Consider the following 15,197-nt stretch of genomic DNA (forward strand, 5'->3'; position numbering starts at 1 on the left):
GAAATCGTTATTCGAGCCCGTCGATGCGCTGCGTATTCTACGCAACTTTAATGGCAGGTCAAGCCCTTACCTTGCATACGTGAGCTTCGACCAAACTGATTCCTGCCGCCATGCTCAAGCGCGATTTCTTACGAACTCGCGTTGACTGGCGCCCCCGGCATGCGAGAATTGCCCACCTCAGTGACGCACCTTTCAGTACTCTGGCATACAAGGGAGAGGGGATGACCGCTCAATTGATCGACGGCAAGGCGATTGCCGCCCACGTGCGTGAAAAAGTATCCCGACAGGTCAAGGCCCGTCGCGAAGCGGGCAAGCGCACGCCGGGTCTGGCCGTCATTCTTGTCGGTCAGGATTCCGCTTCAGAAATCTATGTCCGCAACAAGCACCGCGCCTGCGAACAGGCTGGCGTTCAGTCGTTTCGCCACCAGCTTCCCGCATCCATCACCCAGGAAGAGCTTGAAGCTTTGGTCGATCGCCTCAACGCAGACAGCGCCATTGATGGAATTCTGCTCCAGTTGCCGCTACCCAGGCATCTCGATTCACGCCCCATCCTCGAACGAATCCGGCCAGACAAGGATGTCGATGGATTCCATCCCTACAACCTCGGCCGCCTGGCCCAGCGCTTGCCGGTATTACGCCCCTGCACTCCCAAAGGCATCATGACCCTTCTTGAAGAGAGCCATATCGCAGTGCGCGGGCTCGACGCCACGATCGTCGGCGCGTCCAACATTGTCGGCCGTCCCATGGCGCTGGAGCTGCTACTGGCGGGATGCACCACCACTATCTGCCATCGCTTTACGCGTGATCTGGAAGCGCACGTGCGCAAGGCGGACTTGGTGGTGGTCGCGGTTGGCCGACCCGGCCTGGTCAAGGGCGAATGGATCAAGCCCGGTGCGATCGTCATCGACGTGGGAATCAACCGGGACGCTGACGGCCGGCTGCTTGGCGACGTAGAATTCGAGACAGCAGCGGCACACGCCAGCTACATTACTCCGGTCCCGGGTGGTGTAGGTCCCATGACGGTAGCGTCACTGCTGGAAAACACCTTATATGCCGCGGAACTTCATGACGCCATGTCAGACTAAGACATTCGCGCTAGAATAGCCCTGCAACCTAGCAAGGAGAGAAAATGAGCGACGAAAAGACCATGAACGTGGAAAGCTTTAACCTCGATCACACCAAGGTTAAAGCGCCCTATGTACGCTTGGCCGGTATCAAGAAAGGCCAGCATGGCGATGAAATCCATAAATACGACATGCGTATCTGTCAGCCGAACAAGACTCACATGGAGATGCCTGCGCTGCATTCCCTCGAGCATCTGATGGCAGAGCTGTCACGCAACCATACCGACAAGATTGTCGATATCAGCCCCATGGGCTGTCAGACGGGCTTCTATGTCGCGCTGATCAATCATGACGATTATGACGACACCCTGAATCTGCTGGAGAAGACTCTGCGTGACGTACTGGATGCCGAAGAAGTGCCGGCATGCAACGAAATGCAATGCGGTTGGGCCGCCAGCCACAGTCTGGAAGGTGCCAAGGATCTGGCACGCGAGTTCCTGTCCAAGCGCAGCGAGTGGAACCAGGTATTCGCCTAATCCCTTTTCTCCTTTTTCCCAAGGTTTCTTCGACACATGCAGAAGATAGGCATCATTGGCGCCATGGCCGAGGAAGTTGCCCTGCTCGCCTCACATCTCGAGAATCGTGAAACGCATCACCATGTCGGCTCGACCTTCCATACCGGTCAGTTGCAGGGCGTCGAAGTCGTCATCTTGCAGTCCGGCATCGGCAAGGTAAACGCCGCGGTTGGCACTACCTTGCTGCTCGACATGTATCATCCGGAAGTGGTGATCAACACCGGCTCCGCCGGTGGATTCGGCGAAGGCCTGAATGTCGGTGATGTGGTTATCTCCAGCGAGGTTCGCCATCACGATGTGGATGCAGTCGTCTTCGGCTATGAGCATGGCCAGGTTCCACGCATGCCAGCGGCCTACCTGCCCGACCCGATGCTGATCAAGGTGGCTCGCGAATGCGTGGAAAGCCTGGGGCACCTCAATGTCGTCGAAGGCCTGATATGCACGGGCGATGCCTTCATGGCCTGTCCGGAGTCCGTCGACCGCGCCCGGCAACGCTTCCCGACGATGCTGGCTGCCGAAATGGAAGCGGCCGCCATCGCCCAGACCTGCCACCTTTATGGTTGCCCTTTCGTGGTCATTCGCGCCCTTTCGGACATTGCCGGTCAGGAGTCAAACATCTCCTTCACGGCATTTATCGACCAAGCCGCCACGCATTCGGCCGAGGTTGTCGAAGCGATGGTCAAACGCTTGGGTACGCCAGTGAATGCGCTAAGCAGCGCCTGAACACCCATTACTCTGTAAAAATCTACAAAAAACCGCGAGAGGCCTCGCGGTTTTTTGTTTCCTACACGCCGTCAACGCTCAAACACCCAGGTCGTGCCCTCCCGCGAATCCTTGAGCACGATTCCCTTGGCCGCCAACTCGTCACGGATCCGGTCGGCTCGGGCAAAATCCCTGGCCTGCTTGGCCTGCGCTCGCTCAGTGATACGCGCCTCTATATCGGTCTCGGCTATCGGCAGTTGTGCCGTCTCTCCCTTGAGGAACATCGCCGGGTCCTGACCAAACAGCCCGAGCACGTTCCCCAGGCGCTTAAGCTCGAAGGCGAGCGCCGGTGCCTGATCGGGACTCTCCTTCCTGGCACGGTTGAGCTCTCGCGCCAAGTCGAACAATACCGCCAAGGCCTCGGGGGTATTGAAATCATCGTCCATTGCGGCGATGAAACGTTCAGCGAAGTTCGCCCTGAGTATACCGGCCACCGGCTCGACGCCCTCCAGCGCATTGTAAAAACGCACCAAGGACTTGCGCGCCTCGTCAAGGGCGTCCGGCGCGTAATTGATCGGGCTACGATAGTGGCTGGCCACCAGTAGATAGCGCACCACTTCCGGGTCGTGCACCTCAAGCACGTCACGAATGGTGAAAAAGTTGCCCAGCGACTTGGACATCTTTTCCCGATTGACCCGGACAGCGCCAGCATGCATCCAGGTATTGACGTATTTGTGGCCGGTCGCCGCCTCGCTCTGGGCAATCTCGTTTTCATGATGGGGAAAGGTCAGATCGGGCCCCCCGCCATGAATATCGAAGGTGTCGCCAAGACAGCATGTCGACATGGCGGAACACTCTATGTGCCAACCCGGACGCCCCGCCCCCCAGGGGGACTCCCAGCTCGCCTCGCCAGGCTTGGCCGATTTCCACAACACGAAATCCAGCGGATCTTCCTTGTGGGCATCGACTCCGACCCGCGCGCCCGCACGCATCTCGTCGAGATCACGATTGTTGAGCTTGCCGTAGCTCTCGAAGCGACGCACCCGATAGTAGACGTCACCATTGGCAGCGGAATAGGCATAGCCTTTGTCCATCAGGCGCTCGATCATGGCGATAATCTCGGCGAGATACGCCGTGGCTCGCGGCTCATGATCGGGGCGCAATACGCCAAGGCGGGTCTCATCCTCGTGCATGGCCTCGATCATACGCGCCGTCAATCGCTCGAACGGCTCGCCGTTTTCATCGGCGCGCCGGAGTATCTTGTCATCGATGTCGGTAATGTTGCGCACGTAATTGACATCGAAGCCACGCTCACGCAGATAACGGGTAATGACGTCGAATGCCACCATCACCCGCGCATGACCAATATGACAGTAGTCATATACGGTGATGCCACAGACGTACATGCGCACTCGGCCCGGTTCGAGAGGGACAAAGGGCTCCTTGCGTCGTGTCAGGGTGTTGTAGATTTGCATGTACTACCCCTTGTTCTGCGCCTGCTGATTCTGCACCTTCGCCCAGCTGTCCTTGAGCCCCACCGTGCGATTGAAGACCAGATGCCCGGCTTGACTGGCATGCCGATCCGCACAGAAATAGCCCACCCGCTCGAACTGGTAACGGCTTTCGGGCACGGCATCCGCCAGACTCGGTTCGGCGAATCCACGGACGACGTCCAGCGACTCGGGGTTCAAGTGATCGAGGAAGTCTCCATCACGGTCCCGATCGGGCGCTTCAAGCAAGAACAGGTTCTCGTAGAGTCGCGCTTCGACAGGCACGGCATGCGGCGCACTCACCCAGTGAATGACTCCCTTGACCTTACGGCCCTCGGGGTTCTGCCCTAGCGTGTCGAAATCCACGCTGCAATGCAGCTCCTCGATCTCGCCCGCATCGTTCTTGACTACCTCGTCGCAGCGAATCACGTAAGCATTACGCAGGCGCACCTCCTTGCCCGGCGCCAGACGGAAAAACTTCTTCGGCGGCTCCTCCATGAAGTCATCCTGATCGATCCATATCTCGCGACTGAATGGCAGGCGACGCATTCCCATATCTTCGCGCGCAGGATGGCCCGGCACTTCGAATGCCTCGTCGTGGTCCTCGGGCACATTGGTCAGCACCACCTTGAGCGGCTTGAGGACACACATGGCGCGCGGTGCGCTATCTTCCAGATCGGCGCGAATGGCATGGTAGAGCATGGCGATATCCACCAGGCCGCCATCGGCGCGGGTCACACCGATCATGTCGCAGAACTTGCGGATCGATGCCGGCGTATAGCCTCGGCGACGCATGCCCGAAATCGTCGGCATGCGCGGATCGTCCCACCCGTCGACAATGCCATTGTCGACGAGCAGCTTGAGTTTGCGCTTGGAGGTTACCGTATAAGCCAGGTTGAGCCGCGCGAATTCAATCTGACGGGGCTGCGCGGGCACCGGCAAGTTGGACAGGAACCACTCGTAAAGCGGACGGTGATCTTCGAACTCCAAGGTACACAAGGAGTGCGTGACTCCCTCGATGGCATCGGACTGGCCATGAGTGAAGTCATAAGAGGGATAAATCTTCCATTTGTCGCCGGACTGGTGATGGCTGGCATGACGAATTCGATACAAGATCGGATCACGCAGATTGATGTTCGGCGCCGCCATGTCGATCTTGGCGCGTAACACCTTCTCCCCCTCGGCGAACTCTCCCTTGCGCATGCGCTCAAGCAGATCGAGATTCTCTTCGGCGGCGCGGTCACGATACGGGCTCGGACGTCCCGGCTCGGTCAGCGTGCCGCGGTACTCGCGAATCTCATCCGGCGACAGATCATCGACATACGCCTTGCCCTCGCGTACCAAATGCTGGGCCCAGCTGTAGAGCTGGTCGAAGTAGTCGGAAGCGTAACGCACCTTGCCCGCCCACTGGAATCCCAGCCATTCGACGTCTGCCTTGATGGCATCGATATAGGCCTGTTCCTCCTTGGCGGGGTTGGTGTCGTCAAAGCGCAGGTGGCATCGCCCGTTGAACTGCTCGGCGAGCCCGAAATTCAGGCAGATCGACTTGGCATGACCCACATGCAGAAACCCATTGGGTTCCGGCGGAAAACGGGTCACGATCGTCTCGACCTTGTGCCCCTCGACTTCCTCGCGGATCTGGTTACGAATGAAATTCGGGGCGCTGGGGCTGTCGTTGCTCATGGGGCGTCAAAGAACCTCTATATATTAGCGAGTTACGAAAAGGCAGTACTTTGGGTCTGAAAGCCGCCTGCAGTTTCGCCCTTCGGTACAAAACGGCTATTATAGCGCGACGCCTGCGCGCAACGCCAAGACGCGCTCAATCTGATAAATCAGGAATCCCCATGATTGTTCTGCATACTAATTACGGCGACATCACCCTGCAGCTTGACCATGACAAGGCGCCCAAGACGGCGGCCAACTTCGAGCAATACGTGCGTGACGGGCATTATGACGGTTCCCTTTTTCATCGAGTCATCAACGGCTTCATGATTCAGGGCGGTGGATTCGATCAGGATTTCGAACAGAAACCCACTCGCGAGCCGATCGAGAACGAAGCCGATAACGGCCTGAAGAACCGCAAGGGCAGCATCGCCATGGCCCGGACCCAGGATCCGCATTCTGCCACCGCCCAATTCTTCATCAACATTGCCGACAATGATTTTCTCGATCACCGCAGCAAGGACATGCAGGGCTGGGGTTATTGCGTATTCGGCGAAGTCGTCGAAGGTCTCGAGGTCGTCGAAAAGATTAAGTCCGTGTCGACGACACGCCGCGGCATGCATGCCGACGTGCCTGCGGAAGATGTCATCATCGAGCGGGCCGAACTCAAGGACGAATGAACCTGGTGATTGTCACCGCCACGCGCCCGCCTCTAGCGGGCGCGTCACTTTCTGGCCCTGTCGAGGTGCGACATGACAACCCTGCTGATCTCCGACCTGCATCTTCACCCGGGGGCGCCTGGCATCACCCACGGCTTTCTGGATTATCTGCAACACCGCGCGCGGCATGCCGATGCACTATACATTCTCGGAGATTTCTTCGAAGCCTGGATCGGTGATGACTACCGTGGCGAGTACGAGCAGCACATTATCGATGCCCTGCGACACCTCACGCAGGGCGGCACACAGCTATATTTCATGCATGGCAACCGCGACTTTCTGATTGGCGATGGCTTCGCCCGGGATACCGGCGCGACCCTGCTGGATGATCCCTGCGTCGTTCATTTCGCCAATACCCCTGTCCTGCTGATGCATGGCGACAGCCTGTGCACACGCGATGAGGCCTACATGAAGTTTCGCGCCACGGCCCGCAATCCCGAATGGCAGGCCCAGATTCTCGCGCTTCCCATCGAACAACGCCTGGAACTGGCCAAGAGTCTGCGCATGCAATCCGGGGACGCCAATACCGCCAAGGCGGAAGACATCATGGACGTCACACCGGAAGAGGTGGTCAAGGTCATGCGCTCCCACGGTGTCCGCACCCTGATCCATGGCCACACGCATCGCCCAGCCGTCCATGACTTCGACATCGACGGACAACCCGCCAGGCGCATCGTCCTCGGCGACTGGCAGCCGGACCATGCCTGGGAGATCCGCGCTGAAGACGGCCGTCCCCCCGAGCTGCATCGCTTCACCTTCTAGCGAAGCACGGCCAAGAGACGCATCGCTGGTCGCGCCACTCCTCAGACCTGGCGCATCCTGGCTCTAGTGGCGTCAGTTCCCTGCTCCGACAGCGCTCTCCAGCGCATCAATACCGGTGCATCGGTCATCGACACCTGACGCAGTAAACGCCCGAACTCTTCTCGAGCCTGATCATCGTCAGGGTCGATCAGCGTCAGCCACAGCTCATGCGCGTTGAGCTGATGGTGCAGATTTTCATGTTCGCGAGCGTAGGCCAATGCCTGTTCAGCCAATGACCGGATGCTGGCCGGAGAATAACCGATATGGTGGCGAACCCGGGCCAACTGCATCGAGAGTTCCGGCAGGTACAGGGTGTTACGCTCACGCGCGACCATCAGGCACTGATCGAGATAGTCCTCGCCCCGGGCATATTCGCCTAGTGCCAGGCAGGCATCGCCATACAACAATGAAGGCCGTTGATAGCAGTCTTGTCCGGTCACCTCTGCAAACTGCTTGATATTGGCCTCCAGGATGTCCAAGCCTTGCCGATCGCCCGACAATACCTGACACCACCCCAGCGCGCCTTGGGCCGACACATGCCAGAGATGCAGATCCGGCGTTCGGGTCAGCTCAAAGGCACGCTCGGCGCGCAACTTGGCCAGATGGACATGCCCCAATTGACGATACATGGCGGCAGCGAACAACAGCGCCATGGCCAGCGAGCCCGGATGGTTGATCGTCTCGGCCAGACGAATCGCCGCCTCGGCTTGATGCTCGGCACGTCGATACTCGCCTCTCAGGCACTGGGTCCAACCTTGATAACAGGCCGCTGCCACCTGAGGATGGTCGGAAAACGGTAGCCAGTCGAGAATCATTGGCTGATGCAGCGGATCGATCTCCTCGAGGTGCTCATAGGCATGGCGGATACGTCCCGCCCAGTACTCACAATGCGCCTGGGCATAATCGGCCAGCCGGCGATAGCGAGGATCGGCGAGCTGATCGGCCAACGATGCCAGACGCGAAGCCAGTGAAAAGGCATCGGCATGCGCGTGGCGCTGGCTACAGCCCACCCATAATCCCCACTTGACCAGAAAGAACTGCTCCAGGTCCGGCTCGTCGTCAGGATCGCTGGTTTCATAATTCAGCAACTTGCGAGCCTGCAGGAAACTTTCATGTGCGAGCGGCGAACCGTACCCCTCCAAGGCGAATGCCGCCTGGCCACGGACCGTCAGCAGGCTGATCTCCCGCTCCGCCTGCCCATCATCGATGTGACGCAGGCTCGCCAATCCGGCATCCGCCATCTGCAGGGCCGTCCGGTTGGCACTGACCTTAAGCGCTTCACGCGCCGCCAGCTCGAAATAACGGGCACCTCGCGCATAATGGCCGCTGCGGCGTAGGTGGGTAGCGAAATATCCCGGCCGCCGGCTGATCCACGCCGGGAAACGCTCTTCGATCAGCGAAACGACCTGCTGGTGAGTCGTCGCCCGCACATCGGGAGGACAAGACTGATAGGCCGCTTCTTGTAGCAACTGATGGGTGAACTCGTATTCGAATTCGGCGTCGGGCGCACACGGCTCGATGATCTCGAGCCGGCGCATGTGTTCGATGACCTGCTTGAGCCGCCCCTCATCCAAACCGGTACATTCCCGCAGTAGACTCAGGCGTATCTGACGCCCCAGAACAGCCGCCACATGAGCGACATTGCGGTCCCCCTCGAGCTGATCGATGCGACTGATCAACAACCCCAGCAAGCCGCGCGGCAGCTCGTCGGCCTGAAAACAGCGACCTTCGCGGCGATCCATGTCGAGACGCCGGCAGATCTCCTGCAAGTAGAGCGGCACGCCATCGCAGCGCTCGATCAACTGCCCGCGCAGCCGGGGGTTGAGATGCAGTCGGTAACGTCGTGCCAAGTGTGACAGCAGACGTGAGGATTGTGTGGCATCGAGGCGATCGAGAGAAACTTGCTGGTCCCAATGGAGCTTGATCGGCAACGGCTCGCGTCCATGATGACTGGCCACGAACAGGAAAGGACTGTTGATCGGCAAACGCGCCTGCAAGGCGGCCATCACTTTCAGAGAAGGCTCGTCGACCCACTGCAGGTCGTCGATCATCAACACCAAGGGCTTATGCGCGGTGATTCGCTCGATCAGACCGTGCAGCGTGCGCACCACCCATTCGACCACTTCACCGCTCTGGGGAATCGTTTCTTCCGGTGCCGCCTCACTGATACCCAGTGCACCATGCAGGAGCGTCATCCGCTCCGGCGTCAGACCGGACAGCAGCGGCTGGGCTTCAAGCAACGACTGCAGGCCAGCCTCGTCGAGGTCATGACCGAGATGCCAGCGCAGCAGTACCCTGGCGACACCGAACGGCGCCTGCGCCAGCAATCGTGTGGCGGGCAACCAGCATAGCGCCAGATCCCGGCCTTGCTCCAACTGGCGGAAGCTGACCATCAGCGCCGATTTACCCATACCTGCGGCGCCCTGAACCAGCACACTCTGACGCAGGCCGATTCCGACCCGAGCCAGTGCATCGTGCAACTGACGAAGTGCTGCCTCGCGCCCGATCAGGCTGGGCGGCGTTGCGCCCCGCGCATCTTCGTTGGGTCCCAGCACCAGTGCACGCAGGCGCACCCGACCATCGACCGCGATCAGCCTTGAAGACAAGCGCGGCTGCAGATCCAGCGCTGGCGGCATATGCTGGCTGGCATCCTGTGAAATGACCAGCTCGCTTCCCTGAGCGGCACTCATCAGCTCCAGCGCCGGCTGGGTCACCTGTCCCAGCGGGTCCGCCAATTGCCGCTCGGGCAAATAGACGACCAGACCGCTATGCAGGCCCGCCGACAGTTCGAAGCGTGGCGCGTCTCCGGCGCCGCCCCAATGTCGGCCGATCTCCTCGGGCAGGTGTTGGCGGCAATGTTCGTACAACGCCACCAGCTCAGCCAATTGATGTGCCGGCCCATGGGTGCCGAAACATGCCAATCCGAGGCCCCCCGTCGCGCCAGGTAACCAGAACCCGCCGAGGTGGTGACATTGCCGCTCCAGCCAGCGCATCAGTTCAAGCTGCAACGTCAAGCAAGCACAGGCTTGAGTACGATCCTGCCAGTCGCCTTGCAGATGCAAACGTATTGCCATTACCGATAATTGGCGATGTTCGATTTCACTGGTCTGCAGCGGAGCGCTGTTCAGTGACAGGGCACGGGAGAACGCCCCCTGGGGAGAGACACCGGATGCCGGGTCCAGGCCGTTGTCGGACCAATAGCGGGCCAATTGCAGAAAGCCCGGCTCGGGCTGTTGTCCCGAAAGCGCCAGCAACTGCAGATAGGCGTTGAACTGCTCATGCGCCGCCGCCGCCTGCCCCTGCTCCGCCAACTGGCGGACCAGCCGTTCATGAAACGGCCCATATCCCGAGAAGCGGCTGACCAACTGGCGTAACACCATATCCGGCAGCTTGGGCTCGCCAGCCAATACGCGTTCGGCAAATTCAATGACTCGCTGGCGCCACTCGCCGCGCACCTTGAGTAACCAACGTTGAAACTCGCCGCACTGCGGTAGCTGCAACTCCACGACCAGGTCACCGGTATATACCTGCAACAATGCCTCGAGAGACGCGATATCGGGAGGCGACTCGAGCAGCCCATCCACCCGCGACAGGTCCAGCGACCAAGATGTCGGTAGCGTCAGGGCAATGGTCTGCCGCGAGACGCTGAGAATGTCGTCGGCGTCCTCGCCCAGGCTCTGCCGCAGGCAGTGCAGCGCGTGACGCAGATTGGTACGTCCCGAAGATACCCCCTGGTCGGGCCACAGCATTTCCGCTAGTGCCGCTCGGCTGACGGGTTGATGAGCATGCAGCAGCAGGTAAACCAGCAAGGCCTTGACCTTGTCATAGCTGAACTGGGTCAGCGTCTCGCCGCCCGCCGCCAGCGAAAAATGCCCCAACAGCGATAACTGCACATTGCCTGGAGTAGCCTGCGTCATTGTTATGATTTCCTGCGTTGTGCTGCCGTGAACGATGTTTTGCTACGCGGCCATCGGCAAACCGCTATGGAAGCGGAAGCTGTGATCCGGCGACTCGATCAGGGCTTGCTCGCAACTGGCGAAGAAAGCCACACGATCGTCGATCGGCTCATCGGCGTAACGCTTCGCCAACATCAAATAGTCCTCGTAATGGCGTCCTTCGGACTTAACCAGAGTCCGGTAGAACTTGGCAAGCTCGTCATCGAGGTGGGGGATCAAGCAGGCAAAGCGTTCGCATGAGCGCGCCTCGATAAAAGCGCCAATGATAAGAATATCGACCAACCGCTGCGGATCTTTGACCCGCACATGCTGCCGCAGCCCCTCGGCGTAGCGTGAGGCCCGCAAATGGCGATAATCGACACCCCGGGCACGCATGATATTCACCACCTGCTCGAAGTGGAGCAATTCCTCGCGAGCCAACTGCGACATCTTGGACAACAGGTCCGGATGGTCGACATAACGGTACATCAGACTCATTGCCGTCGAGGCTGCCTTCTTCTCGCACTGGGCATGATCAATCAGCAGCAGTTCCTGCTGTTCCAGGGCCGCCTCGACCCAGGCCGCAGGCGTGGAACACGGCAGAAAGTCCCGCAGGTCGGAAGGGAGCAATACTTCTAGCGATTCTTGCATGTCGGTCTTCACGATAAAGGGTCATCGGTAGTAGGCGAATTCAGACGCCCCTGTGCGGCCTGCATAAGCTCAGCATGCAACGCCTGGTAGAGCGTCGCAGGGTCTTTCTCTGCGGCGTTGCGGGGGGAGAGACCGTAACGGGTGATATCGTTGATACGCGTTCTCCCCACCCGCAGCAGTTCTACTGCTCGGGATAACGCTGGCTGTTCGTCACGAAAGCGGACACCGTAGCGAACCAGCTGTGTCTCCAGCCGGCCGGCATCGGTCACCTGCAGGTAACGGTCGGCGACTTCAACGCGCAGGGCGTCCAGTTCCTGCATCCGCTGGCGACGCTGCCTGTCGTCAAACCCGAACCAGTCGAGAATTTCCCTGTCGGTCCGTTGACAGCCACGGCAGACCCGATCACCAACCGTGGTCGAACACAACCCCACACAGGGAGAAACGATACGTTGAGCCATAACATCTCACTTGGGTCCAAGCCGCCATGTTATCGCGAGTCTCTTCCGACAGCGACAGGTCCGCCGCATTGTCTGCCACCCCAGATCTGGCCAGGACCACCAAAGTTCAAGCGCTGCCGAAGGAAGCCGTCTTAACATTGTCGACAGTTTCGAGTAGAATTCGCTCGCTCATTAACCCGGTTGATGCAAGCACCAAAGCGTCAGTTTTGAGGATGTTCACGGAAGTTGCTGTGTCCGCTGAGGCTTTGGATTCGATAATAGATGAGGATCCCCAACGTGCTTGAAGCTTATCGCCAACATGTCGAGGAACGCGCTCTTGAGGGCGTACCGCCGAAGCCACTGAATGCCGAGATGACAGCCGACCTGATCGAGCTGCTCAAGAATCCCCCGGCCGGCGAAGAAGAATTTCTCCTCGCGTTGATTACCGACCGCGTCCCGCCCGGTGTCGACGAGGCCGCCTATGTCAAGGCCGGCTTCCTGACCGCCGTTGCCAAGGGCGAAACGCAGTCTCCGCTGATCGACAAGGTGCATGCGGTCAAGCTGTTGGGCACCATGCAGGGCGGCTACAACATCGCCACCCTGGTCGAGCTGCTCGACAATCAGGAACTGGCCAAAGAAGCCGGAGAACAGCTCAAGCATACCCTGCTGATGTTCGATGCCTTCCATGACGTGGCGGAACGCGCCAAGACCGGCAATGCTGTCGCCCAGGATGTCCTGCAATCCTGGGCCGATGCCGAATGGTACCTGGCCAAGCCAGCCCTCGCCGAGAAGATTAGCCTGAGTGTCTTCAAGGTGCCCGGCGAGACCAACACCGACGACCTTTCCCCGGCGCCCGATGCCTGGTCGCGTCCGGACATTCCGTTGCATGCCAATGCCATGCTCAAGAACCCGCGCGACGGTATCGAGCCGGCCGAACCCGGCGCCAAGGGACCGCTTGCCCAGATCGAAGCGGTCAAGGCCAAGGGCTTCCCGGTCGCCTACGTCGGCGATGTGGTCGGCACCGGTTCTTCGCGCAAGTCCGCGACCAACTCCGTGCTGTGGTTCTTCGGCGACGACATTCCCTACGTGCCCAACAAGCGCGCCGGCGGCTACTGTTTCGGCAGCAAGATCGCCCCCATCTTCTTCAACACCATGGAAGACGCCGGCGCCCTGCCCATCGAGATGGATGTCGACAAGCTCGACATGGGCGACGTCATCGACGTCTATCCCTATGCAGGCAAGGTGACGCGTCACGACAGCGACGAAGTGATCTCGACCTTCGAGCTCAAGACTCGGGTGATTCTCGACGAAGTCCGCGCGGGCGGTCGTATCCCGCTGATCATCGGCCGGGGTCTGACCGAAAAGGCGCGAGCCGAGCTGGGCCTGGGCCCGTCGGACGTGTTCAAGACGCCGGAGCAGCCGGTCGATAGCGGCAAGGGCTACACCCTGGCGCAGAAGATGGTCGGCAAGGCGTGCGGCATGCAGGGCGTGCGCCCCGGCATGTACTGCGAACCGAAGATGACCACCGTCGGCTCGCAGGACACCACCGGCCCGATGACGCGCGACGAACTCAAGGATCTCGCCTGTCTAGGCTTCCAGGCCGACCTGGTCATGCAGTCCTTCTGTCATACTGCCGCCTATCCCAAGCCGGTGGATGTGGAAACCCACCACACCCTGCCCGATTTCATCATGAACCGCGGCGGCGTTTCGCTGCGCCCGGGTGACGGTATCATCCACTCTTGGCTGAACCGCATGCTGTTGCCGGATACCGTGGGTACCGGCGGTGACTCTCACACGCGCTTCCCGATGGGCATCTCGTTCCCGGCGGGCTCCGGTCTAGTGGCTTTCGCCGCCGCGACCGGCGTCATGCCGCTGGATATGCCTGAATCGGTACTGGTGCGCTTCAAGGGCGAGCGTCAGCCGGGCATCACCCTGCGCGACCTGGTCCATGCCATCCCGCTGTACGCCATCAAGCAGGGCCTGCTGACCGTCGAGAAATCCGGTAAAAAGAACATCTTCTCGGGTCGCGTTCTGGAAATCGAAGGTCTTGAAGACCTCACCGCCGAGCAGGCCTTCGAGCTCTCCGATGCCTCTGCCGAGCGCAGCGCCGCAGGCTGCACCATCACCTTGGGTGAGGATCGCGTCGCAGAGTATTTGCAGTCCAACATCACCCTGCTCAAGTGGATGATCAGCAACGGTTATGGCGATGCGCGTACTCTGGAACGTCGCGTCCAGGGCATGCAAGAGTGGCTGGCCGACCCAAGCCTGATGCGTGCCGATCAAGACGCCGAATACGCCGCCATCATCGAGATCGACCTGGCGGAAATCGATCAGCCGATTCTCTGTGCCCCGAACGACCCGGACGACGCCCGCTTGTTGTCCGATGTCGCCGGCCAGACCATCGACGAAGTGTTCATCGGCTCGTGCATGACCAATATCGGCCACTTCCGCGCTGCCGGCAAACTGCTCGAGAAGCAGCCGGCCGGAAGCCTAAAAACGCGTTTATGGCTTGCACCGCCGACCAAGATGGATCAGCATCAGCTGACCGAGGAAGGCTACTACGGTATCTACGGTCGCGCCGGTGCGCGCATGGAAATGCCCGGCTGCTCGCTGTGCATGGGTAACCAGGCCCGTGTGGCGCCGAAGTCCACCGTGGTCTCCACCTCGACACGCAACTTCCCCAACCGCCTGGGAGATGGTGCCAACGTATTTCTGGCATCTGCTGAATTGGCGGCCATAGCGGCGGTGGAAGGCCGACTGCCGACGGTAGAGGAATACAAGGGCTATATGAGCCAGTTCAATGCCATGGCCGGTGAAATCTACCGTTACATGAACTTCCACGAAATCGAAGAGTTCCAAAAAGCGGCCTCAAGCGTGATTCCGGTCGCACAGGAAGCCTGATCACTCGACTCCAATGCTCGCGCAATAGAAGAAGAGTGTGCAGGTGAACGAAACGCCCCGCCCTGTTGTGCGGGGCGTTTTTTTTGCGCCGTACACCGCTTTTCTATTAGCCCTGGCTTGCGTTGGCTTCGCCGCTCGTTTTATGTTTAGTGCCAGCTCATCGTACATCGCATCACTACACTGGCAGGAAGCCATTTCAACCCGAAGTGAAGTATTCTTCGGCTCGGAAAACGTCCTTTCCCAAGGACAGCCCCCACAAG

General features: G+C 59.8%; 11 protein-coding genes. 6 read left to right on the forward strand and 5 right to left on the reverse strand.

Features of this window, described 5'->3' with window-relative positions:
- The first annotated feature begins 221 nt into the window (after window positions 1-221).
- Genes folD through mtnN form a run of 3 tightly spaced genes read left to right on the forward strand, consistent with a single transcriptional unit; the run spans window position 222 to window position 2,362 of the window.
- The gene (gene folD / locus ACW4DH_RS00755; RefSeq protein WP_459634439.1) at window positions 222-1,085 is read left to right on the forward strand and encodes a bifunctional methylenetetrahydrofolate dehydrogenase/methenyltetrahydrofolate cyclohydrolase FolD; all 864 of its coding nucleotides are present in this window, start codon (window positions 222-224) and stop codon (window positions 1,083-1,085) included.
- Window positions 1,086-1,129: 44 nt separating this feature from the next.
- On the forward strand, window positions 1,130-1,600 hold the full coding sequence (locus ACW4DH_RS00760; protein WP_459634440.1) for an S-ribosylhomocysteine lyase: 471 nt from the start codon (window positions 1,130-1,132) through the stop codon (window positions 1,598-1,600).
- A 36-nt stretch (window positions 1,601-1,636) separates the two neighbouring features.
- On the forward strand, window positions 1,637-2,362 hold the full coding sequence (mtnN, locus tag ACW4DH_RS00765) for a 5'-methylthioadenosine/S-adenosylhomocysteine nucleosidase (RefSeq protein WP_459634441.1): 726 nt from the start codon (window positions 1,637-1,639) through the stop codon (window positions 2,360-2,362).
- A 71-nt stretch (window positions 2,363-2,433) separates the two neighbouring features.
- On the opposite strand, the gene cysS is transcribed toward mtnN, so the two are convergent.
- Together cysS and ACW4DH_RS00775 are read right to left on the reverse strand one after the other, a co-directional pair.
- Window positions 2,434-3,816 (reverse strand): cysteine--tRNA ligase, encoded by a 1,383-nt coding sequence (gene cysS, locus ACW4DH_RS00770; protein WP_459634442.1) that lies wholly within the window; start codon window positions 3,814-3,816, stop codon window positions 2,434-2,436.
- 3 nt (window positions 3,817-3,819) lie between these two features.
- Window positions 3,820-5,514 (reverse strand): glutamine--tRNA ligase/YqeY domain fusion protein, encoded by a 1,695-nt coding sequence (locus ACW4DH_RS00775; protein WP_459634443.1) that lies wholly within the window; start codon window positions 5,512-5,514, stop codon window positions 3,820-3,822.
- A 161-nt stretch (window positions 5,515-5,675) separates the two neighbouring features.
- Here ACW4DH_RS00775 and ACW4DH_RS00780 point away from each other — a divergent pair, with 161 nt between their 5' ends.
- The gene (locus ACW4DH_RS00780) at window positions 5,676-6,173 is read left to right on the forward strand and encodes a peptidylprolyl isomerase (RefSeq protein ID WP_459634444.1); all 498 of its coding nucleotides are present in this window, start codon (window positions 5,676-5,678) and stop codon (window positions 6,171-6,173) included.
- Window positions 6,174-6,245: 72 nt separating this feature from the next.
- On the forward strand, window positions 6,246-6,974 hold the full coding sequence (locus ACW4DH_RS00785) for a UDP-2,3-diacylglucosamine diphosphatase (protein WP_459634445.1): 729 nt from the start codon (window positions 6,246-6,248) through the stop codon (window positions 6,972-6,974).
- Between the two features lie 41 nt (window positions 6,975-7,015).
- Here the strand turns inward: ACW4DH_RS00785 and ACW4DH_RS00790 are convergent, their stop codons facing one another.
- Genes ACW4DH_RS00790 through ACW4DH_RS00800 form a run of 3 tightly spaced genes read right to left on the reverse strand, consistent with a single transcriptional unit; the run spans window position 7,016 to window position 12,057 of the window.
- Window positions 7,016-10,930, reverse strand: coding sequence for an AAA family ATPase (locus ACW4DH_RS00790; protein WP_459634446.1), 3,915 nt, complete (start codon window positions 10,928-10,930; stop codon window positions 7,016-7,018).
- Window positions 10,931-10,972: 42 nt separating this feature from the next.
- Window positions 10,973-11,599 (reverse strand): MiaE family protein, encoded by a 627-nt coding sequence (locus ACW4DH_RS00795; protein WP_459634447.1) that lies wholly within the window; start codon window positions 11,597-11,599, stop codon window positions 10,973-10,975.
- A gap of 8 nt (window positions 11,600-11,607) precedes the next feature.
- Window positions 11,608-12,057: a DUF1289 domain-containing protein gene (locus tag ACW4DH_RS00800; protein ID WP_459634448.1), complete on the reverse strand. Its 450-nt coding sequence runs from the start codon at window positions 12,055-12,057 to the stop codon at window positions 11,608-11,610.
- Window positions 12,058-12,333: 276 nt separating this feature from the next.
- On the opposite strand from ACW4DH_RS00800, the gene acnB reads away from it, so the two are divergent.
- A complete protein-coding gene (acnB, locus tag ACW4DH_RS00805; RefSeq protein WP_459634449.1) occupies window positions 12,334-14,937 on the forward strand; it encodes a bifunctional aconitate hydratase 2/2-methylisocitrate dehydratase in 2,604 nt (867 codons plus the stop codon).
- The last annotated feature ends 260 nt before the right edge of the window (window positions 14,938-15,197 follow it).

Source organism: Halomonas sp. WWR20, assembly GCF_054602495.1.

Bases quoted from the DNA above. Each gene is read 5' to 3' on its own strand.
- folD (WP_459634439.1), top strand. From the start codon at position 222: ATGACCGCTCAATTGATCGACGGCAAGGCGATTGCCGCCCACGTGCGT.
- ACW4DH_RS00785 (WP_459634445.1), top strand. From the start codon at position 6,246: ATGACAACCCTGCTGATCTCCGACCTGCATCTTCACCCGGGGGCGCCT.
- ACW4DH_RS00795 (WP_459634447.1), bottom strand. From the start codon at position 11,599: ATGCAAGAATCGCTAGAAGTATTGCTCCCTTCCGACCTGCGGGACTTT.
- ACW4DH_RS00760 (WP_459634440.1), top strand. From the start codon at position 1,130: ATGAGCGACGAAAAGACCATGAACGTGGAAAGCTTTAACCTCGATCAC.
- mtnN (WP_459634441.1), top strand. From the start codon at position 1,637: ATGCAGAAGATAGGCATCATTGGCGCCATGGCCGAGGAAGTTGCCCTG.
- ACW4DH_RS00780 (WP_459634444.1), top strand. From the start codon at position 5,676: ATGATTGTTCTGCATACTAATTACGGCGACATCACCCTGCAGCTTGAC.
- ACW4DH_RS00775 (WP_459634443.1), bottom strand. From the start codon at position 5,514: ATGAGCAACGACAGCCCCAGCGCCCCGAATTTCATTCGTAACCAGATC.
- ACW4DH_RS00800 (WP_459634448.1), bottom strand. From the start codon at position 12,057: ATGGCTCAACGTATCGTTTCTCCCTGTGTGGGGTTGTGTTCGACCACG.
- cysS (WP_459634442.1), bottom strand. From the start codon at position 3,816: ATGCAAATCTACAACACCCTGACACGACGCAAGGAGCCCTTTGTCCCT.
- ACW4DH_RS00790 (WP_459634446.1), bottom strand. From the start codon at position 10,930: ATGACGCAGGCTACTCCAGGCAATGTGCAGTTATCGCTGTTGGGGCAT.